22 protein-coding genes are annotated in these 21004 nt (G+C 37.2%); 4 read left to right on the forward strand and 18 right to left on the reverse strand.

The window, feature by feature from the left end; genetic code table 11:
* Positions 1-71: 71 nt before the first annotated feature.
* Complete coding sequence (gene trpS / locus IEV69_RS00065) at positions 72-1043, forward strand: tryptophan--tRNA ligase (protein ID WP_188438272.1); 972 nt, start codon at positions 72-74, stop codon at positions 1041-1043.
* A gap of 50 nt (positions 1044-1093) precedes the next feature.
* On the opposite strand, the gene IEV69_RS00070 is transcribed toward trpS, so the two are convergent.
* Together IEV69_RS00070 and dprA are read right to left on the reverse strand one after the other, a co-directional pair.
* Positions 1094-2125, reverse strand: coding sequence for a T9SS type A sorting domain-containing protein (locus tag IEV69_RS00070; RefSeq protein WP_188438273.1), 1032 nt, complete (start codon positions 2123-2125; stop codon positions 1094-1096).
* A 64-nt stretch (positions 2126-2189) separates the two neighbouring features.
* Entirely contained in the window at positions 2190-3293 is a 1104-nt protein-coding gene (gene dprA / locus IEV69_RS00075) for a DNA-processing protein DprA (protein WP_188438274.1), read from the reverse strand.
* Between the two features lie 105 nt (positions 3294-3398).
* On the opposite strand from dprA, the gene IEV69_RS00080 reads away from it, so the two are divergent.
* Together IEV69_RS00080 and IEV69_RS00085 are read left to right on the forward strand one after the other, a co-directional pair.
* Positions 3399-4322, forward strand: a complete 924-nt coding sequence (locus IEV69_RS00080; protein WP_188438275.1) for an HU domain-containing protein — start codon at positions 3399-3401, stop codon at positions 4320-4322.
* Positions 4323-4397: 75 nt separating this feature from the next.
* Positions 4398-4907, forward strand: coding sequence for an acyl-CoA thioesterase (locus tag IEV69_RS00085; protein WP_188438276.1), 510 nt, complete (start codon positions 4398-4400; stop codon positions 4905-4907).
* Here the strand turns inward: IEV69_RS00085 and IEV69_RS00090 are convergent, their stop codons facing one another.
* The 13 genes from IEV69_RS00090 to atpB all read right to left on the reverse strand — a co-directional run bounded on the left by IEV69_RS00090 (position 4908) and on the right by atpB (position 17080).
* Positions 4908-6140, reverse strand: coding sequence for a murein hydrolase activator EnvC family protein (locus tag IEV69_RS00090; protein ID WP_188438277.1), 1233 nt, complete (start codon positions 6138-6140; stop codon positions 4908-4910). It abuts the gene before it with no gap.
* Positions 6140-6916, reverse strand: coding sequence for a lipoprotein insertase outer membrane protein LolB1 (gene lolB1, locus IEV69_RS00095; protein ID WP_188438278.1), 777 nt, complete (start codon positions 6914-6916; stop codon positions 6140-6142). Before lolB1 ends, IEV69_RS00090 begins: the two co-directional genes overlap by 1 nt.
* 9 nt (positions 6917-6925) lie before the next feature.
* Entirely contained in the window at positions 6926-8293 is a 1368-nt protein-coding gene (locus tag IEV69_RS00100) for a tetratricopeptide repeat protein (RefSeq protein ID WP_188438279.1), read from the reverse strand.
* 21 nt (positions 8294-8314) lie between these two features.
* Positions 8315-9325: a sugar nucleotidyltransferase gene (locus IEV69_RS00105; protein ID WP_188438280.1), complete on the reverse strand. Its 1011-nt coding sequence runs from the start codon at positions 9323-9325 to the stop codon at positions 8315-8317.
* A gap of 113 nt (positions 9326-9438) precedes the next feature.
* A complete protein-coding gene (dut, locus tag IEV69_RS00110; RefSeq protein WP_188438281.1) occupies positions 9439-9873 on the reverse strand; it encodes a dUTP diphosphatase in 435 nt (144 codons plus the stop codon).
* Positions 9870-11321 (reverse strand): oligosaccharide flippase family protein, encoded by a 1452-nt coding sequence (locus IEV69_RS00115; protein WP_188438282.1) that lies wholly within the window; start codon positions 11319-11321, stop codon positions 9870-9872. Before IEV69_RS00115 ends, dut begins: the two co-directional genes overlap by 4 nt.
* A 64-nt stretch (positions 11322-11385) precedes the next feature.
* Positions 11386-11877 carry a hypothetical protein gene (locus IEV69_RS00120; protein WP_188438283.1) on the reverse strand — a complete coding sequence of 164 codons (492 nt, stop codon included), beginning with the start codon at positions 11875-11877 and terminating at the stop codon, positions 11386-11388.
* 182 nt (positions 11878-12059) lie between these two features.
* A complete protein-coding gene (atpG, locus tag IEV69_RS00125; protein ID WP_188438284.1) occupies positions 12060-12929 on the reverse strand; it encodes an ATP synthase F1 subunit gamma in 870 nt (289 codons plus the stop codon).
* Positions 12930-12999: 70 nt separating this feature from the next.
* A complete protein-coding gene (gene atpA, locus IEV69_RS00130; RefSeq protein ID WP_188438285.1) occupies positions 13000-14577 on the reverse strand; it encodes a F0F1 ATP synthase subunit alpha in 1578 nt (525 codons plus the stop codon).
* 46 nt (positions 14578-14623) lie between these two features.
* A complete protein-coding gene (gene atpH / locus IEV69_RS00135; RefSeq protein ID WP_188438286.1) occupies positions 14624-15160 on the reverse strand; it encodes an ATP synthase F1 subunit delta in 537 nt (178 codons plus the stop codon).
* A gap of 7 nt (positions 15161-15167) precedes the next feature.
* The gene (locus IEV69_RS00140; protein WP_188438287.1) at positions 15168-15662 is read right to left on the reverse strand and encodes a F0F1 ATP synthase subunit B; all 495 of its coding nucleotides are present in this window, start codon (positions 15660-15662) and stop codon (positions 15168-15170) included.
* A 76-nt stretch (positions 15663-15738) separates the two neighbouring features.
* A complete protein-coding gene (atpE, locus tag IEV69_RS00145; protein WP_125086948.1) occupies positions 15739-15948 on the reverse strand; it encodes an ATP synthase F0 subunit C in 210 nt (69 codons plus the stop codon).
* 19 nt (positions 15949-15967) lie between these two features.
* A complete protein-coding gene (gene atpB / locus IEV69_RS00150; RefSeq protein ID WP_188438288.1) occupies positions 15968-17080 on the reverse strand; it encodes a F0F1 ATP synthase subunit A in 1113 nt (370 codons plus the stop codon).
* A 150-nt stretch (positions 17081-17230) separates the two neighbouring features.
* Between atpB and IEV69_RS00155 the strand changes: the two genes are divergently transcribed.
* A complete protein-coding gene (locus IEV69_RS00155) occupies positions 17231-17416 on the forward strand; it encodes a hypothetical protein (RefSeq protein ID WP_188438289.1) in 186 nt (61 codons plus the stop codon).
* Between the two features lie 148 nt (positions 17417-17564).
* Here the strand turns inward: IEV69_RS00155 and IEV69_RS00160 are convergent, their stop codons facing one another.
* The 3 genes from IEV69_RS00160 to porW are packed head-to-tail and all read right to left on the reverse strand — an operon-like array spanning position 17565 to position 20743.
* Positions 17565-17813 (reverse strand): AtpZ/AtpI family protein, encoded by a 249-nt coding sequence (locus tag IEV69_RS00160; RefSeq protein ID WP_188438290.1) that lies wholly within the window; start codon positions 17811-17813, stop codon positions 17565-17567.
* Entirely contained in the window at positions 17764-18234 is a 471-nt protein-coding gene (locus tag IEV69_RS00165; protein WP_188438291.1) for a bactofilin family protein, read from the reverse strand. Before IEV69_RS00165 ends, IEV69_RS00160 begins: the two co-directional genes overlap by 50 nt.
* Position 18235: 1 nt before the next feature.
* Positions 18236-20743 (reverse strand): type IX secretion system periplasmic lipoprotein PorW/SprE, encoded by a 2508-nt coding sequence (porW, locus tag IEV69_RS00170; RefSeq protein WP_444543914.1) that lies wholly within the window; start codon positions 20741-20743, stop codon positions 18236-18238.
* Between the last annotated feature and the right edge of the window lie 261 nt (positions 20744-21004).

Raw genomic sequence — 21004 nt, forward strand, 5'->3', positions numbered from 1 at the left:
GTACACAATTGTATTGAGCCATAAGAACAAAAAAAGTACCTTTGTGACCATATTTTTCAGACCTATAAGCTATGGCACGAATTTTAACAGGTATTCAAAGTACAGGAACCCCTCATTTGGGAAATTTGTTAGGAGCTATTATCCCCGCGATTGAAATGGCAAATCAACCAGAAAACAATAGTTTTCTTTTTATTGCAGACCTGCATTCACTCACCCAAATTAAGGATGCTGAAGAATTACGTGAAAACACATATCGTGTTGCAGCTACATGGTTGGCTTTTGGTTTAGACATCAATAAATCTGTTTTTTACAGGCAAAGTGATATCCCACAAGTAACTGAGCTTTCTTGGTATTTGAGCTGTTTGTTTCCTTATCAGCGATTAACACTTGCCCATTCCTTTAAAGATAAAGCTGACCGATTGGAAGATGTTAATGCGGGATTGTTTATATACCCCATGTTAATGGCTGCTGATATTTTATTGTATGATGCCGAATATGTGCCTGTAGGGAAAGACCAATTACAACACCTAGAAATGACTCGCGATGTAGCAATGCGCTTTCACGCAAAATATGGTGAAACATTTGTAATTCCAGAGTCTTCGGTTCAGGAAGAAAACATGTATATTCCGGGAACCGATGGTGCAAAAATGAGTAAATCAAAAGGGAATATCATCAATATATTTTTAGAAGACAAACCTTTAAAAAAACAAATACTGAGTATTGAAACAGACAGTACTCCTCTTGAAGAACCTAAAGATCCTGATAATTGCAATGTGTTTGCCCTCTTTAAACTCCTTGCATCGAAAGACGATATAAATCAAATGCGAAAAAACTACGAAGGTGGTAATTATGGTTATGGTCACGCCAAACAAGCTTTGTTTGAACTCATAAAAACCCGTTTTGATAAAGAACGAACAAAGTTTTGGTATTTGATGCAACACAAAGAGGAAATAGATGAATCCCTAAAGTTTGGCGCTGAAAAAGCAAGGATTACCGCTATGGAAGTCTTGAGTCGTGTAAGAGAAAAAGTGGGTTATCAATAAAAAAAGCCTCTTTCTCAAGAAGCTTTTTGTTAATTTAAATTCTATTGTTGTTATTTCTTTATAACATTAAAAGTTCCTACGGTTCCATTTACAGTTGCTTTCATAACATACATCCCTGTGCTTAAGTTTGAAATATTAATTTTCGCGCTTACACTGTCAGGTGAGGCAGTTAATAACTCTTGTCCAAGCATATTGTAAATAGTTAAATTCTCAATAGTGGATTTTGCAGAGATGTTTAATACCCCAGAAGTTGGGTTTGGATAAAAACTGAACCCTTCGATGGTATTATCTGCTAAACTTAAGACTGTCCCTGTAACGTCAAAAGGAAAGCCTAGCGGATTTCCTGAGCCACCATCAACAGCATCTTGCCAAACCCCTGCTAGAGATTGTTTTGCATTTCCAATTGGACCAGGCCCTAAAATTGAAATAGGAGGCGCCCATGGACCGGAACCTAGTGTTCCATCTGCATCCCAATCAATCCAATATGTTCCGGGAGTTAATGTTAAACCAGGGGTCTCAACTGTATTTCTCATAATTGGTCTTGTATCATCCTGAGGTGAAGTTTCAGATGCTCTGTACACACCACTCCACTCAGTATTTACCATTGCGCTTATCGCGTCATCACCAAAAATAATATTGCTAGCCGGGTCAGATGGGTCACCATCCCATACTAAAATTGTTACACCTGTCATTGTTGAAGTGGTAGTTGACCCTGTTTGATAAGCATAAAAGTCGATTGAAGTTACTTCCACGGTCTCTGTCACTTCCCAGTCATCTGCTATTCTGTTTGCACTGGCGGTTTGGTGACCTGCACCAAGGGTCGTATTCCCCACTGTATTGTTCTCTAGTAGACTTAAATCAGCACCACCAAATCCACCTCCTTCTACATTAAAAATAGGACCATTTGAGTAAATTACTCCACCCATTACTTGATAGTTTGTTCCGGTAAGTGGAGCTTCTTGGGCTGAAACTTCAACTGGGTTTTGGTTGTACTCAGTAACATTTTCTGCTTGCTGAGCCGTCATTTGACTTGTTGTTGCAAGTAATGCAACTGCAAATAATAAAAATGTAATTTTTTTCATAATGTTATATTGTTTAATTAATAAGAGTAAATGTAATAAATATTTTATATAATTCTTAATATTTTTAACATGATTCAAATATTTTGCCCGGTAATGGTCTTACGACTCCCTTCAGTTCAAGTTTTAAAAGCTCTGTAGTTATTTTAAAAATGGGCATATTGCAGTTAATCGCTATGTCATCAATATGAGCTTTATTCTGGGTTTTTAAATAATTATAAATTATTTGTTCGTCCTCTTCCAGTTCTATAAAAAGTTGTTTTTGAATGGTTTTTACCTTTTTATCATCTAGTTTCCAATTGAGTAAATAAACTAAATCTGCTGCAGATGTTAACAAGTTTGCTCGTTGTGTTTTTATCAGGTTGTTGCAGCCTTGGCTTTGGGAGTCTGTGACTCTCCCGGGTACAGCAAAGACATCTCTGTTGTATGAGTTTGCAAGTTCGGCTGTGACAAGGCTTCCTCCTTTTTCTGCTGATTCTATAACAATCGTTGCTTCCGAAATGCCTGCAATGATTCGGTTGCGTTTTAAAAAATTATTTCTGTCGAAAACATCACTGCTCCAAAATTCGGTTATAAAACCCCCATTGTATTCCACATCTTTAACATACTTTTGATGTATTTTAGGGTAAATTTGATTCAAACCGTGAGCCAGACAGCCTATTGTTTGTAAATTGTTTTTCAATGCCGCTTTATGGGCCGCTATATCGACTCCATATGCAAATCCTGATACAATTAAAGGGTTTAAAGGGCTCAGCTCTTCAATTAATTGCTCACAGAATTTGGCGCCATAAGTGGTTACTTTTCGGGTTCCAACGATGCTAATGATTCGCTTTTTATTGAGATTTATAGCCCCCTTTTGGAAAAATAAAATGGGGCCATCCAAACAATGTTTTAGCTTTTCTGGATATTTATCATCTTTAAAATAGGTGGTTGAAATATCGTTGGACTCAATAAATTTTATTTCATCTTCTGCCAGTGTGTAGAAATCTTTTGAATAAAGATCTTTTAACTTAAAAGAACCAATACCATCTATTTTCATAAGTGTGGATTTCTTTTCAGTGAAAACTGCTTTGGGACTCCCTGTTTTTTGAATTAGTTTTTTTGCAGAAGCATCCCCAAGTTTAGGGACTTTTTGTAAAATTAAGGTATAAAATAACTCTTCTTTGGTCACTGTATTTGAATTATAATTAATTGCATTACAAGATAATAAAGAATTGTTAAAAACTTATGGGTTCCTATAATTTGAAACAGAAAAAAAATAGTAAATTTGTTATTAATGGATATTTCACGTTACATAGGCGATTTACTTTACAGGTATGAATGTGTCATTCTTCCCGGTTTAGGTGCTTTTTTGACCCAAAACAATTCTGCAAAGATTGATTTTGAGAAACATACTTTTTATCCACCCGGCAAAAGCATCTCTTTCAACAGTCATTTACAAACCAATGATGGTCTGCTTGCAAACCATATTGCCAGTGTTGAAAACATTGCCTATGAAGAAGCCCTTTCAAAAGTTAGAGCTGAAATTAAACTATTGAAAAAAAGCCTGGAAACAGGCAATACTATATCCCTGAAAAATATTGGTGATTTGAAAACCGATAAAAATCACTATGTGGTATTTCTTCCAGATGTTAATTCCAATTTTCTTATTGACTCTTTTGGACTTTCATCTTTTACATCTTCTAATGTTGTTAGGGAAAATTTAGGGTCAAACACAGAAAAAGTAGCGCCATTACTCACTCCGAAAAAGAAAACCACTCCAATATTTAGATATGCTGCCATTGGGTTGCTGGCTATTGGACTTTCAAGTCTTGGCGGACTTTATATTTATAACAGTGGTGTGCAGGAACACAATTTGGTTGAAAAGCAAAAAGCCAACTCCATGGTTGAAAATCAAATTCAACAGGCCACTTTTATTGTTAATCCACCCTTACCTTCCTTAAATGTAACTGTTAAAAAGCCTCTTGGAAAGTATCATATTGTAGCAGGTGCTTTCAGGGTTGAGGAAAACGCACATTCAAAAGTTGAAGAGCTCAGGGAAAAAGGATATCCTTCTAGATTTATTGGTGTTAATAAATATGGTCTTCATCAGGTTGTTTACAACAGTTTTACCACAAAAAATGAGGCGCTTTCGACGCTAAGGTCTGTAAAACAAACCGAAAACCAGGACGCCTGGTTACTTGTTCAGGAGTTGGAATAACACACTTCACCTCATAAATTATAGTTGTTTTTAGAAACCCATATCTCAAAAGGGTTACCTTTGCAAAAAAAGTTTATGTCATCAAATACTGCCAAAGAAACCCTTACCATATTAACTGATATTGTTTTGCCAAGTGAAACCAACCCTATTGGAAATATGTTTGGTGGCGAATTACTTGCACGTATGGATCGTGCAGCCAGTATCACTGCTAGAAGGCATTCAAGAAGAATTGTGGTTACGGCTTCTGTAAACCACGTTGCTTTTAATAAAATGATTCCTGTAGGGAGTGTGGTAACTATTGAAGCCAAAGTTTCAAGAGCATTTAAAACTTCAATGGAGGTCTATATGGATGTATGGATTGAAGATCGTGAAAGCGGCATCAAATCTAAAGCCAATGAAGCCATTTACACTTTTGTTGCTGTAGACGAAATGGGAACACCCGTTCAAGTACCCGATTTGATTCCTGAGAGTGATTTAGAAAAACAGCGGTTTGCAGCAGCTTTGCGCCGAAAGCAACTCAGCTTGGTTCTTGCCGGAAAAATGAAACCCAAAGATGCTACGGAGTTAAAAGCACTGTTTGAATAATTACATTTGATATACCCAATCTGCCGGGTTGAGTTTATTTGTATTTTTAAATATTAAGAATTTAAGAATAGTTTTTCCTGTACTGGGGTTGGTATGGATTTTTCCTATTGGTTGTTTAGTCGCTAGTTTATCTCCTTTTTTTACATAAAGATCAGTTATATTTTGGTAGACCGTAATGTAGTCTCCGTGTCTAACGTGGACCGCTTTTACGGTTCCTCTAATAACGCTCACTGCCAGAACTTCACCTTCAAAAGCTGAGCGGGCTGTAGCGCCTTCTTCTGTGGCAATTTCAACGCCACTACTGGTAGTTTTTACATTTGGGAGTGTTGGGTGCTGTGTGGTGCCAAAACGAGTCACCACAATGCCCCGTTCCACCGGCCAGGGCAGTTGTCCTTTGTTGCTGGTAAAATTTGCTGCAAGTGCTTTGGCTTCAGCAGTCATAGCAAACGTAGAGGTTGTTCTTTCTCTTCTTTCACCTCCAGCTGCTTCGTTTGATTCTGCAATGGCGGCACGAATCAAGTCTTCAATTTGTTTGTCAATTACAGCGGCCTCCCTTTGTCGTTCTTTAATTTGTTTGGTGTATTTACTTTCATCTTGCTTAAGCGTTGCCATTAATTGTTCCTGCTGTTTGCGCTCTTCCTGCAATTCATTTCTCGCAATTCTGTTTTCTTCAATGAGTGCTTGTTTTTCTTTTTGCTGTACCAAAAGATTTTTGTTTAGTTCTTGTATTTCAGCAGTTTTTAACTGAATTTCCTCTCCCTGTTTTTTTCTGTGGTTTGCATATTGTTGCATATACTGAACTCGTTTATACGCTTGCAAAAAGCTTTCTGAGGAAAGCAGGAACATCACCCGGCTTTTATCTGATTTACTTTTATATGTTCGGTTAATTAGGTTTGCATATTCTTTCTTAATCACCTGAAGCTCTTTTCGTAACTGATCAATTTTCGCCATGTTGGAATTGATTTCGCGTGTTATCAGGTTGGCTTGTTGGTTGGTGACTTTTATAAGGTTTTCCCTTGCTTGAATTCTACTGGCAATATTTTCAACTTTGGTTAATACTGTTTGTTCTTTTTTTATAGTTGAAAAAAGAAGGTTGTTTATTTGCCTGATCTCCTCTTGCAGTTGTTGTCGTTTCTTCTCGAGTTCTGCTTGTTTATCTACCTGCGCAAAAGATGTATGACAAGTGAAGGTCAAAAGTAAAACAAAAAATATATTTAGGGAGCTATTTCTCATTAATCAACAGTTATTTCATCATATCCGTTAGGAATTTTAAACGGAAAACTTATACGTGCATTGAGGTCTATTTGTCTAAAATCTAAAGCAATTTTTGTTTGGTTGTTTATTTCTAATGCATCTATTCTTATTTCTTTTGGAAAAACATAATTTCCCGCTGGTTGATAGGAAAGATAATCAACCTTCAAGATACGTTGTTCCTTCGGCTGCATAATTTGTTGTGAAGCCATTTTAAAATTATCAGGGTTTATTAAAAACAAATGTTGCAGCAACCCATTATTGTTTTTTGGTGTTAGAATGTAATTCGATTCAGAAAATGATGTTGTGTACTGATATTCATCGACATTAAAAACGCTGTTACCCAATAAGATATTTTGTACCATATTAAAATCTACATCCACGGCAAGCCAATCACTCAACAGGCTGAAATCTCCATCAAAGTAGGTCTTTCCAATTGTTTCATAATAACTGACGTGCTGGGGAGTAATGTACATTTTTGCCATTGTGATCCCTAGTATTGATGCGCTCACCCAAATAGCCTTGTCTTTTTCCATTCTTAGACTTATCGTCATGCTTTGTGAAGAGCTTCCATCGTCATAATTCACCTGAACCCGAGTTGCCAAAGTGGTGAAATTTGCTTCACTTTTTTTGTGTAAATCAATTAGCTTTTCGGTTTTGATTTTTGAGTTTAAATTTCCTGTGGTTTTTTTGGCTGCACTACAGGAAACCAAAATAATTCCTGCGATTGTTAAAACTAAAAACTTGAAATAGTTCATAAAGAAGTCTTACTCGTTTTGGGAAATTTTATTTGCTTTATTTTGAAATTCTTCAGCTTTTTGAGCATTGCCTTCTGAATCATAAACTTTAGAAAGTTGAAGGTAAAAATCACGCTCCATTTGTGTGTCATCAATAAGGTAATCAAGACCGGTTTCCAGCATTGTTTTGGCTTTTGACACATTTTCAAGATTCAAATTGGCGACACCATTCAACAGGTATAACAAAGATTGAGACGGAAATAAATCCAGGCTTTGGCTGCTGAGTGTTTCGGCTTCTTCAAATTTTTTAAAATCAATTTGAAGCAGTAAGGTATTTTTTATCAGATTGAAATTCCCCTGGTTAATTTCTACTCCCAGTTCAAAATATTGGAGCGCCTCTTCAGGCATTTCTTTCTTCAAATAATAGTCGGCTAACTTCTCGTAAACCTGATCGGTTTTTGATTCTGTTGAAAAAAGAGCGACCATTTCTTCAAGCTTTTCTTCATAACCGGGATTGTCATTCACAAAAAGGAGAAAGTCATTCAAAACTTTGAATTTATTTTCTGCATCAATCTTATCTGACCTGAAAACAACTTCCATAGATTTTACAGCTTCTTGAGGCTGGTCTGCATCGAGATAAAATTTATACAAAGCCAGATGCGCCACATCTGAATCCGGTTTGGCTTGTATGAGTTTTTTTGCTGTAGCGAAAGCGGCTTCCTTATTGTCAGCCTCACTATAAAGGAGAATGAGGTTTAGAAAATCTTGTTCGTTGGAAGGTGTACGTTTGATCCGTTCTTCCAAATCTGAAATCTGGGTACCTGAATCGTCGCTTTTAATATAAATTTGCTGACGCAACTGATTTCTATAATCGCTGTTTCCCAACTCCCTGTCCAGCTCATCCAAAATTTGCAATGCTTTGCCATATTGCTCCGTGCGTTCATAGAGGTTTGCAAGGTCTTCTTTATAGTCTTTATCAAAAGGAATTAATTTTTTTACAACTTCAATGGCTTTTGAGTAATCATTTGTATTGTAGTAGATATCATAGAGGCCTTCATACGCTTCGGGTTTTCCGGGTTCCATTTGAAGCACTTTGTTGTAATTTTCTTCGGCTTGCTGCCATTGTTTTAAATAAGCGTGGTTTTTTGCCATTTCAAAATAAACTGCAAGTTCATTTGGGGATTCCTTGGCTGCTTTTTCAAGAGACTCGAGTGCACGGTCATAGTTTTCAATGGCTTTTTGCTTAAGTGCTTCAAAAAAATGCTCCTGAAAAACATCGGTTACATTTCCTAAATCATCGAGTACCACTTCTTCATCTTTTTCCTGGGCAAACGAAATTGCCGGAATGAAGTTCATTCCAAAAAACAATAAAAGGATGTATGTAAGGTTTCTTTTCAATATCTTTTTAATAGTAATGTATCATTCCATCACAGAATAATCGCCCAAACTCACCGAAGTGAAGTTTCCATCAAAGATAACGTGATTTCCTATCATTGCATTGTCCAGATGTGCATTTTTAATGGTCGCGTTTGTTTGTATCAAACTGTTTTTGATGGTGCTGTTTTCAACCACACAACCATCGCCCAAAGAAACATTTGGGCCAATCGTAGTGTTTTTTAACGTTACATTTTCACCAATATAACACGGCTCAATAATGGTCGCGTTATCTTCTTTAATTTTACTCGAGATTAACGGCATTCCTTCTTTTGAAAGGTGATTGAGCATGCGGGTATTGGTTTCAACAGTGACATTTTTGTTGCCGCAATCCATCCATTCATCAATTTTTCCGGGAACGAAAACTTTTCCCTGCTCCATCATGGCTTTGATACCATCATTTATTTGATATTCACCACCGTGGGTTAAATTGGCATCCAGCACTTTTTGCAGCTCGTCTTTTAAAACCGAAGCTTCTTTGAAATAATAAATCCCAATTACAGCAAATTTGGAAACAAATTCTTTTGGTTTTTCAACCAAGCCGGTGATATGATTGTTTTCGTTTAAACTCACCACACCATACTGTGAAGGGTCTTGCACTTCCTTGACCCAAATGACGCTGTCAGCATTTTCATCTAACTGGAAATCTGCCCTAAAAAGCGTGTCAGCATAAGCAATTACACAGGGGCCGCTCAAGGAATTTTTTGCGCGCATAATTGCATGACCGGTGCCCAGGGGTTTGTCCTGATAATAAATAGTGCCTTTGGCGCCCATCGTTTTTGCAATATCCAATAGGTTTTCTTCCACTTCCTTTCCAAAATCTTCAGCAATGATAAAGGCAACTTCATCAATTTTTTGGTTCAGCACTTTGGCAATGTCTTTGACCAAACGATGTACAATGGGCTTTCCCGCTACCGGGATTAAAGGTTTTGGAACAGTGAGTGTATGAGGGCGCAAGCGGCTTCCACGGCCTGCCATGGGTACTATTATTTTCATATTTAATGCCCGCTTAGGCGGGTATCATTTTTATAGTTATACTTCAGTTTTTAATAAGTTTTACAATTTAAAAATTTAGTTTCTATATACTAAGATTTCCGCCTTCGCGGAAATTATTTTGTCCCGGTGCTTCCAAATCCGCCTTCGCCTCTTGATGTTTCAGATAGTGTTTCCACTTCAGTCCACTCGGCACGTTCATGGTTTGCAATGACGAGTTGGGCGATACGCTCGCCGTTTTCAATAGTGAATGCTTCGTTTGAAAGATTGACCAGTATCACTCCAATCTCGCCGCGATAATCTGCATCGATCGTTCCGGGAGCGTTTAGGACAGTTATTCCTTTTTTTGCTGCCAAGCCACTGCGCGGCCTTACTTGTGCCTCTGTGCCCAAGGGAAGCTCTATAAAGAGCCCTGTTTTTACTATGGCGCGTTCCAATGGTTGCAATGTGATGGCCTCTTCAATAAAAGCCCGCAAATCCATTCCCGCTGACGCGATGGTTTCATAATGTGGAAGGGGGTGATTTGATTTATTGATGATTTTTATGTTCATTTTATTCGTAATAAAAGTTTTACAGCTTGTTTTTCCTGAACGAGTACCAAAGTTAAAAAAGCAATCCATAACGGAATGGTGAACTCATAAGTATTTCTGAAAATATAGAAACAAATTCCTGATACAAGGATAGAACCGAAGAAATACAAACTTATTTTTTTAATCGCATAGGGAATGGGGAAATATTTTTGACCATAATAAAACGAAAGCAACATCATGGTTCCATAAGCCGCCACAGTCGCTATGGCCGAGCCCATAAAACTCATCGAGGGAATGAGGATAAAGTTTACCGCAAGTGTAATAATCGCGCCCACAATTGAAATATAAGCCCCAAATTTTGTGCGGTCTGTAACTTTATACCATACAGACAGGTTGTGATAAATTCCCAGACAAAAATTGGCCAGTAGAATCAGAGGTACAATTTGCATCGCCACCCAGTAATCGCTGTCGCGAATGAGGATGATTTTCAGTACATCTGCAAATACAACCACGGTAATCAAAATAACCGACCCAAAGGCTATAAAATAGCGGGTTATCAGCGCGTAGGTTTCAGGAGCGTTTTTTTCTTTTGCCTGGCTAAAGAAAAAGGGTTCGATTCCCAACCGGAACGCTGTCGCGAAAAGGGTCATAAAGATTGCAAGTTTGTAGCAAGCGGCATAAGCCCCTACAGCTTCATCGGCGATATCGGCGGGTAGTAACCATCCTAAAAGAATTCTGTCGAAAGCCTCATTTACGGCAAATGCAATCCCCGCAATTAAAACAGGAACTGCATACCGCATCATTTCCTTCCAAAGTGGTTTGCTGAATTTATAAATGGTCTTAAAGTAAAACGGAAGCAACAATAAAAAAGTGATTGCACTTGCCACCACCATGGAAAGAAAAATGTAGGAAATTTGATAGTCTTCTATATACAATTTTCCCCAAAAAGAGTCAGATGCCAAACGGGGTAGCGCGACGAGGAAAAACACATTTAAGCCAAGATTTACCGCAACATTAAAAATTTTAATAATCGCATAACGCACAGGTTGTTCATTGGCGCGCAACCACGCAAATGGAATAATCACGAGAGCATCGAGCGTGAGCACAAAAATCGTAAAGGTGATATACTCAACCGGAATGCCTGAAATAGTTGAAAGTCCATTTCTGAAAGTAAATGCCGCTAACAAAAACAGCAGCGAAGTAAAGATGAGTGAAATGGTTGCTGTTGAAACAACCGTTTTTTTATCGTCTTCTTTGGTAAAAAACCTAAAAAAAGCTGTTTCCATTCCATACGCCAGGATGACGTTAAAGAGGATGATCCACGAGAAAATAATGGAAATTTCACCATATTCACTTGTGGGAAGCACAGCCGTGTAAAGCGGTACCAGAAGAAAACTCAGCATTCTGGGCAATACCGTTGCCAGACCGTAAATAAAAGTGTGTTGAAAGAGTTTTTTTAAAGCCGTCAAAAGCAAGGGTTGTTAGAAACGATAAATGTATTTAAAACGACTTAGTTCCGCAAAATATTATGGATTAGTTATCATCGGGTTTTGAAGACGGATAGGCCACCTCATCCTTTTCGCTAATGTTCTCAATTTTGTGGTAAAAGGTTTTAGTGCCTTTTTGATATTGTATCACTGCTTCATTGGCTTTTAGCTCAAAAGGGATTTCCGAAACCAATGACGGTCTGGAGTTATCCATTTCCTTAACAGGATTGCTGTCTAAAACGACATCTTCTTTTGGCTTGTCAACAAAGGTCGCCCGGTATTCATTGGGGTTTTGCGGGTTTTGCTTCAGAATTTCTTCTTTTCCGCGGAAGTATATTTTTTTAATAAGAACTTCTTCTGAAATTTCAGAGAATATGAGCGTAAAATGAATTCCTTTACCGGCTTCGGACGTGCCCCCAAACCATTTCTGAAAGCTTGCCGCTTCAATTTCAAAGGGAGGGTTTTCCTGAAGTACTACTTTATTACTGTTGCATGAAAAAATAAAAACTGAGATGATGATGATTGTGAATGGGCGCATAGGTTTCTTTTTAAGTCAGCATAACTCAAATGATATGCCATAAAGGTATTGAAAAATCACCATTAGTTCTTGGAAATAAGAAACCCTCTCAGGGTTTAAAAACCTGAGAGGGTTGAATATGCTTTTAAATTTGGCTCCACCTAATTGTTCAGCGCTTCGCCGTTGTGAAAATTTAGCTTCGCCTAATTGTTCAGCGCTTCCGCTCCACCAACAATTTCAAGAATTTCATTGGTAATTGCAGCTTGTCGCGCTTTGTTGTAGGACAATTTAAGTGCGTCCCTAAGCTCGGTTGCGTTGTCTGTTGCTTTATGCATCGCGGTCATACGTGCACCGTGCTCGCTGGCTACAGAATCCCTGATGCCGGTAAACAATTGTGTTTTTAAGCTTTTTGGGATCAATTGTTCAACAATTTCTTCTTTTGATGGCTCAAAAATATAATCCTGATTTTTCATTGAAGGCACTTCTTCTGTCGATTCCATAGGAACAATAGGAAGGAATTGCTCTTTGGCAACAATTTGTGTCGCTGCGTTTTTAAACTGGTTGTACACCAAAATAATTTTGTCATACTTTCCAGTAGTGAACAGCTCCATTAGTTTTTCTGCAATCGTAGAAACGTTTTCAAAGTTCAGGTCATCAAAAATATCGTTGTTATTTTCAGCGATGGTATGGGTTTTCTTTAAAATGTCATTCCCTTTTTTACCCAAGGTGAAAAAATCTACTTTTTTACCTTGAAAACCGGCAGCAATTGTTTTTGCTTCCTTAACAATATTTGAGTTAAACGCACCGGCAAGTCCTCTGTTTGAAGTAATGGCAACGACCAAAACACTTTTTACTTCGCGTTGATCTGCATATTTACTTGCGCTGTCACCTTCCATTGTGGCACTAAGGCTTTGTAATAATTGCGTTAGTTTATCAGCATAAGGACGCATGGCGGTAATGGCGTCTTGCGCTTTCTTCAGTTTTGCAGCAGATACCATTTTCATGGCACTGGTAATCTGCATCGTTGAAGATACTGATGTAATCCTGTTGCGTATTTCTTTTAAGTTTGCCATTTTAATAGAGTATCAAGTATTGAGGAGTGAGTATTGAGAAACAGCATTTCTCAATACTCATGTCTCAAATCTAATTGTATTTCGCTGAAAGCTCTTTTGCAACATTTGCAAGTGTATCCATCACCTCATCGGTTAATTTACCTGCTTTGATATCATCAAGTATGTTTCTGTGTTTTGAGTTCAGGAATTCAAGGTATTGGATTTCAAATTCTTTTACTTTATCAACCGGCACATTTCTCAGAAGGTTTTTAGAACCTGCATAAATGATAGCTACCTGATCTTCTACTGTAAAAGGACTTCCCTCTGCTTGCTTTAAGATCTCAACGTTGCGCTTTCCTTTTTCGATAACGTTCATCGTCGCAGCATCCAGGTCAGAACCAAACTTTGCAAAAGCTTCCAATTCACGATATTGTGCCTGGTCAAGTTTTAATGTTCCTGCTACTTTCTTCATCGATTTAATCTGAGCGTTACCACCCACACGCGATACTGAAATACCCACGTTAATAGCCGGACGAACACCCGCGTTAAATAAATCTGATTCCAGGAAGATCTGACCATCTGTAATCGAAATTACGTTGGTAGGGATATATGCAGAAACGTCACCTGCTTGTGTTTCAATAATAGGCAATGCCGTTAAAGAACCACCACCTTTTACTTTGTCTTTTAAAACTTCCGGAAGGTCGTTCATGTTTGCAGCAATACTATCATCATTGATGATTTTAGCCGAACGCTCTAACAATCTTGAGTGTAAGTAGAAAACGTCACCGGGATATGCTTCACGTCCCGGAGGTCTTCTTAAAAGAAGGGATACCTCACGGTATGCAACTGCTTGTTTTGATAAATCATCATAGATGATCAATGCGGGACGACCTGTATCTCTGAAATATTCACCAATTGCAGCACCGGCAAAAGGAGCATACACCTGCATCGGGGCAGGGTCACTCGCATTTGCAGCAACAATAGTGGTGTATGCCATAGCGCCTTTGTCTTCAAGAACTTTGGCGATGTTAGCAACGGTTGATGCTTTTTGACCAATGGCTACATAGATACAATAAACCGGTTCGCCGGCATCATAAAATTCTTTCTGGTTGATAATGGTATCGATACAAACGGTTGTTTTACCGGTTTGACGGTCACCAATTACCAATTCACGCTGTCCTCTTCCCACAGGAATCATCGCGTCAATCGCTTTGATACCGGTTTGAAGCGGCTCTGTTACAGGCTCTCTGTAAATTACACCGGGAGCTTTGCGCTCAAGAGGCAATTCATATGTTTCACCAACAATAGGACCTTTTCCGTCAATTGGAATACCAAGTGTATCCACAACACGTCCAGTGATTCCTTCTCCCACCTTGATAGAAGCGATGCGTTGTGTACGTTTTACGATAGAACCTTCTTTAATTTGTTTTGAAGGTCCTAAAAGTACCACCCCAACGTTGTCTTCCTCAAGGTTAAGTACAATTCCTTCCAAACCGCCACCAAACTCTACAAGTTCGCCGTATTGTACATTTGAAAGTCCATACACGCGGGCAATACCATCACCCACGGTTAAAACAGTTCCTACTTCATCAAGGGAAGCTGATGCTTCAAATCCTGAAAGTTGTTTCTTTAAAATTGCTGATACTTCAGCCGGTTTTACTTCTGCCATTGTATTAAAATATAAAGTTAAAGTCGTCTAAGACGGCTTTTTATAATTATATGCTTGATTTAAATTCTTTTCTTAATTCTTCAAAATTGTTTGCAATACTCGCATCATATTGTGTGTCGCCTACACGCAAAACAAATCCTCCAATAATTGCCGGGTCTACTTTATTGATTAAAGTAACTTCAGTTGCCCCGGTAAGCTCCTTTACTTTGTTTAAAACTTTTTGCTCTAAAGCATCATCAAGGTCAATTGCAGTGGTCACTATAGCTTCAACCGCATTGATACTTGTGTTGTAAAGGGAAATATAATTTTCGGCAACCTTTTCCAAAATACCTCCGCGCTTGTTGTCAATCAATATATCCATCAAACTCAAAACGGTTTCAGAATAATTGCTGAACACTTCTTTTAAAACAGCACGTTTGTCTTCTTGTTTTATTAAAGGGCTTTTCAACATCAATTCCAATTCTTTGCTGCCTTGAAGGGTGTTTAAAACGTCTTTCATTTCAGTAAAGGTCTCTTTAGAGGTTCCGTTCTGTGATGAAAGGTCTAAAACTGCTTTTGCATATCTTATGGCTGCTCTGCTCATGAATTGCTTAGTTTAAGGTTGCTTTTCCTAACATATCCTCAACAAGTTTTTCTTGCTGGCCCTTGTTAGACAATTCTTGTTTTACAACTTTTTCTGCGATTTCCAGAGAAAGTGATGCTACCTGACCTTTCAGTTCGGCGATTGCAGCTTTTTTCTCACTCTGGATTGCTTCCTGAGCCTGTGCAATCATTTTGTCTGCAGTAAGTTTAGCATCCTCTTTTGCGTCTGCGATCATTTTATTTTTCATGTCGCGCGCTTCTTTCAACATAGCTTCACGTTCAGCACGGGCTTCTTGTAGAATTCTTTCATTGTCTGCCTGAAGGTTTTCCATTTCGCGACGGGCAGCTTCTGCAGCAGCAAGAGCGTCTTTAATAGATTCTTCACGAGAGCTAACAGCACCTAGAATAGGTTTCCAGGCAAATTTCTTTAAAATAAAAAGGAGTATAAGGAAAGTGATTGCCGTCCAAAATACAAGTCCAAATCCGGGAGTTACTAAATCCATTTCTAATTTTTTTTAATCATTTAAATTTTTTAAAAACACAGAAGCAACCAACCGTTACTTCTGTGCTTTTTGATTTTTAACCTTGTAACAAGGCAACAACAACACCAAATAATGCAACCGCCTCAACGAAAGCTGCAAGAATAAGTGCAGATGTTTGAATCTTACCTTGGATTTCAGGTTGACGAGCCATAGCTTCCATAGCCGACCCACCAATACGTCCGATACCCATTCCAGCTCCAATAGCTGCTAAACCAGCTCCAATAGCTGCGATTCCTGTAATAGTCATAGTATAAAATTTAAATTAATTAATGATGTTCATGTTCTTCTGTTGCCATTCCAAAATAAAGGGCTGACAAGATGGTAAATATATAAGCCTGAATTGCGGTTACCACAATTTCAATTAATATTATAAAGAGTGAAAATGCCACTGAAACAGGAGCAATTGCTACTGTCTGGAAAATAAAAACAAGTGACATCAATGCCAATATTATAATGTGTCCTGCCGTAATGTTTGCAAAAAGACGTATCATAAGCGAGATAGGTTTGGTAAACATCCCTACTATCTCAATGGGCATTAAGAAAATTTTCATTGGTACCGGAACACCAGGCATCCAGAAAATGTGTTTCCAGTAGCTTTTGTTTCCGCTAAATGTTGTGATGATAAAAGTGAATACTGCCAGAGTCATTGTAAAAGCAATGTTTCCGGAAAGGTTTGCACCGTTAACGATGGGAATCAATCCAAAAATATTATTTAACCATATGAAAAAGAAAATAGTCAACAAGTAAGGCATAAACCTTTTGTATTTCTTTTCCCCAATCATAGGAATGGCAATGTCATCTCTTATAAACAACACCAAAGGCTCTACAAAACTGGCGATACCTTTTGGTATGAAATTTTCAGATTTTTTGTATTTTCTGGCGGCTCCTATAAAGATGAGAAACAATACCAAAACTGAAACCCACATCATAAAGACGTTTTTGGTAACAGAAATATCGAGGGGTTTTGCCGCGTTTACAGGATAGCCGTCTTCTCCTAACTGAAGTGTTTCAGCGCCTGCATCCAGTTGATATACTTTTTCGTGGTAGTTGACAAATTTGCCACCGTTTTTTTCAACGACAACCTTTCCGTCGTAATCGTGGTGAAATTCTGAGGACAAAAACGTTGTCAAACCATTGTCTGTCCAAAGGATTACAGGTAGCGGGATAGAGTATTTATTTTCTCCAATATCAATGATGTGAAAGCCATAAGCATCCTTGACGTGATGCATGATCATTTCTTTGGGGTCAAACTTTTTATCTTCAGTCTTTTCCTCTAGGAGAGTTTCCTCTATCATAGAATCTTCATCTTGTGCGACGGAAGCAAAAGACATAACTAAAAAAATACCTAAAAACAGAGTTCTAACTGCGCTTAATTTCATTGCTTTCAATAAGATAATAATGCGTTCCTTAAAATCGGTGCAAATGTAGTAATACTAAATGAATTGTCAAACATTAAAATTAAGGTTTATTCTTCTTTTAGTAAAAGGGTGATATTGACGATTTCAAAAGCCAAATAAAGAAAATAAGGAATGAAAAAATTAAACACTTCCAAGGTTGCATTTTCATTAGGATTTAAAAGTACTGGAAGCAAAAAAACTATGCAAAGAATCATTTTAAAAAGGGTAGCCCCCATAAACAATGGAAAAATTTCTTTTTTGCCTGACGAAAACTTAAAGTTCACAATAGAGTATACGATTAATACTGTAATAAAATGAAACCCATAAATGGTATATAAGGGTAGTATGAGGTCTACTCCTGAAAAAAAATGAAATAAAATATACCAATGAACAGCAAATACTAATAAGGTAAAAGTTAACAATAATAAGAGAAAATTGGTTTCTCTTTTTATAAACCTGGCATTCATTATTCGTCTTTTTTGGAGTTGGAAAGAAATTGTCTTATGGCGACAAAAATAGCAATTAAAACAGAAAATAGAGAAATTCCTGCTGTTAGAATAGGTTTACTTGTATTGAAATAATCGTCTAAAAGTGTTCCAAGATAGGTGCCTCCGGCAATGATTGCAATCATTTGAAATGCAATAGCTGAATAAACCGCATAACTACTATACGCTTTGCTCTGTTTTTGGTTTTGAGTTTCTTTCTTGTTTTTCAAAAAGGTGATTTTGCGATTTTAAATCTTCTTCGGTTTTTGTTTCTTTCTCAACCATTTGTTTTACTGAACCCTTCATAACACATGTTGCGTTAAATGCTGCTCCCGGTTCTATAGCCAGTTTTCCTGCAACAACATCTCCGTCAACACGGGCTGTAGCTCTTAAAGTGAGTGTTCCTGAGATGGTCATATTTCCAGAAAAGCTTCCTTCTAAATCAGCATTTTCACATTCCAATGTTCCTTTTATGACACCTTTTTCACCCAACACAACTTTTGAGGGTGTTTTGACATTGCCCTTTACATTGCCATCAATTCGCATTCCAGACTTTGAGATTAAGTCTCCGGTAATGGTAGTGCCTTCTGTTATTCTATTTTGTTGATTACCTACAATGGCTGGAGCCTTGGGTTTTTTGTCAGTAAACATATCAATTGATTTTATCGTTATACAAATCTAAGTTTTTATGCACTTGAACAACCGCATAATTGGGTGATGAAATTTCAATGTATGGATTGGAAATTTTAAATTTCTTATTCTCTTTTAACGTTTCGGCAAAACCTTTTGCTCCCTCCTGACTATATAGCCCATGGACCACTACAAATTTTTTGGAAGTGTTGTAATAATCTATTGATGTGTCAAGATAATCAAAATTAAGTTCTTTAATTGCCTCATCAAGTTTTTCACGGAAAGCTATTGCGTCTTCTGAGGTATTTGAGTTAAATTCATAAATTAATTTCCACCTGTCGGTATCATTATTGGCTTTAAAGTCAAAGTTTTCGAGTTTAGGAATTTGAGCGTTATAAATGTTATTTGCTTTTTTACCTTCTTCTGTGTTTGGATAATTGAGAGAAATAAAATTAATAGCCTTTTTATATGCTTCAAGTCCGTCTTGTTTTCCTATAGCTGTGGCTTTCAACATTTCGAATTTTGGAACAATTGCATCACCAATATATTGCGTGATATATTTATCAGACTGTTCAATAACCTCGGTATACTGTTGCTCTTCAAAAAGACGGTAAAGTTGATTGTATTTAAACTCAGGGCTAGACTCGTCTTCAGCTAGAACTGCTTCGGGGTTGCTGATAATTTCGGCATACCTTGAATCAGGATGGTTTGTTACGATATCGTTTTTGTACTGTTGCACTTTTGAAGAATTACCGAGTAATTCATAGGCTTTATAAAGATGATATTTTGAAGGCACAACCAATCTTTCTTCCAGCTGAAATGTCAGCAGGGTTTCTAAACGGTCTATGGCCAGATTATACTCCTTAAATTTTTCTTTATAGATTAACCCTAATTGATAATATGCCATGTTTCTCTCACCTACTATACTGTCAATAACCTTTTGATCTGAAGGAATTTCTGCCAAGTAACTCTCTGCGTTGAATGCCTCATTTTCTGAGATTGGTTTGCCCTTAGCAATCAAAGCATCAGACTGGATATCACTTTGTGATGTCCTTTTATTTGATCTTCTCCAATCGTCTTCCAGCTCTCTATCTCCCCATTGGCGTCTAAATTGTAATTTTCCTGACGCAACGGCAGTTGAATTGTAAAAGTAGAAGTTTCCAGAAGATTTTTCACCATCTTCGCCTCGTTGGTTACCTTTAAAAAATTCGTTGCTTCTAAACGTTTCTTTCTCTTTCACCATTGCAATAGAGTCTGAAATGGCTTTGTTTTTAAGGTTGTTTGTATATTCGGTAAAATATGCCAATCGCTCAGATTCATCCATCTTTATTATTGAAATAATACTATCATTTCTCGTGACAATATCTTCATATCTGATAACATCTTCCAGGTTATCTCTTTTCTTCTTGATTAAACGATGTTCTCTTGTGTTTTCAACCAATCTTTGAAGGGTACTATCATAATAGCTACCGGCAGTTTTATATTCAGAATTGTCAAAATAGATATCACCCAAAGAAGAATAGTTAAGAGCTTGCAGTTTTTGATTTTGCCTAAATTCCTTAATCGATTTGTTGTAGGCTGTGATTGCTTCATCAGTTTCGCCAATATTTAAATAAAACTCACCTTTTTGGTGGTGAATAACATCAAGGTATGGACGGTTTTCTCGATCCTCTATTAAATCTTCAAATTGTTCTTTTTGTGCTAATTTATCACCCTTTTCGTAATCAAAATTTTTGATTTTTTGAATTTTAGAATGAATAAAGTAGATTCTGGGTGATTTTCTGTTTAATTCAATTACTTCATTAAAAGCAATGTTTGCGCTGTCTTTTTGGTTTAAAATATTGTAAAGCTGACCTTTAATAAAAAGTAGCCTCCCTTTAGTTTCGTTATCTTTTGTGGACTTTGCAGCATTTTTTATATGCACCAGTGCGCTGTCAGGGTGTTCCATATTAATATATGCCTGACCAATCATTGCAGAGGCATCTGCAAAATCTTCATCCTCTAGTTCTGCATTTTCAAAAAGCTCTTTAAGGTTTTTTAGCGCAACATCTTCATTCTTGAGTCGGATATTGGTTTTTTCTCTCCAAATTTTTGCCTTGTTTACGCTGTTACTGGTTGGGTATCTGTGAAGAACAAAATTGAAAGCTTCAATTGCGGGGATAAATCTGGATTCATAATATCGGGCTTTTCCTAAAAGCATATAGGCTTCATCAATTTGAGGATTGTGTTCTTTCCCATTAAAATAAATCGAATGCTTTTGAATGGCGATTACAGCTTTTTCTTCGGCGCGCTCAAAGTCTGTATTTCTGTTTTCTCCAGGTAATTGAATTTCTTCAGAAAGTTGAATGCGTTCTACCGGTAAGACTTCAAAATAGTCATCTTTAACATTTTGAACCAAGGCTTGTTTACCTTGCTCAAGCGCAAGATTACCATTGTAAATTGCATTAAACTCTGCATTAACGGCTCTGAAGTTTCTGGTCATAAATGTGCTTTTTTTACGGGAGCAAGAAGAAGCCACCAAAAAAAACACTAAAAGTATTGCTGAAAATTTATATATGCCTCTCAAATTAAATCGAATTTATTTATGATAACTAACTAAAAATCTAAGATTTTAGTATATGAAATGTTTGCAAGTTGTAAAAATACGTTTCTTTTTGAAAAAATCAGAAAACTAGGCTTAAATTTTGACTTTTGTACTATTCTTAGCCTTTTCATATGCAATCAAATTCAGGTAATTACAATTGACTGATTTTGTAAAGTATATGCATTTGAGAATTTACATTTAGTTTTT

The organism is Planktosalinus lacus (assembly GCF_014640155.1).
GTDB classification, from domain to species: domain Bacteria; phylum Bacteroidota; class Bacteroidia; order Flavobacteriales; family Flavobacteriaceae; genus Planktosalinus; species Planktosalinus lacus.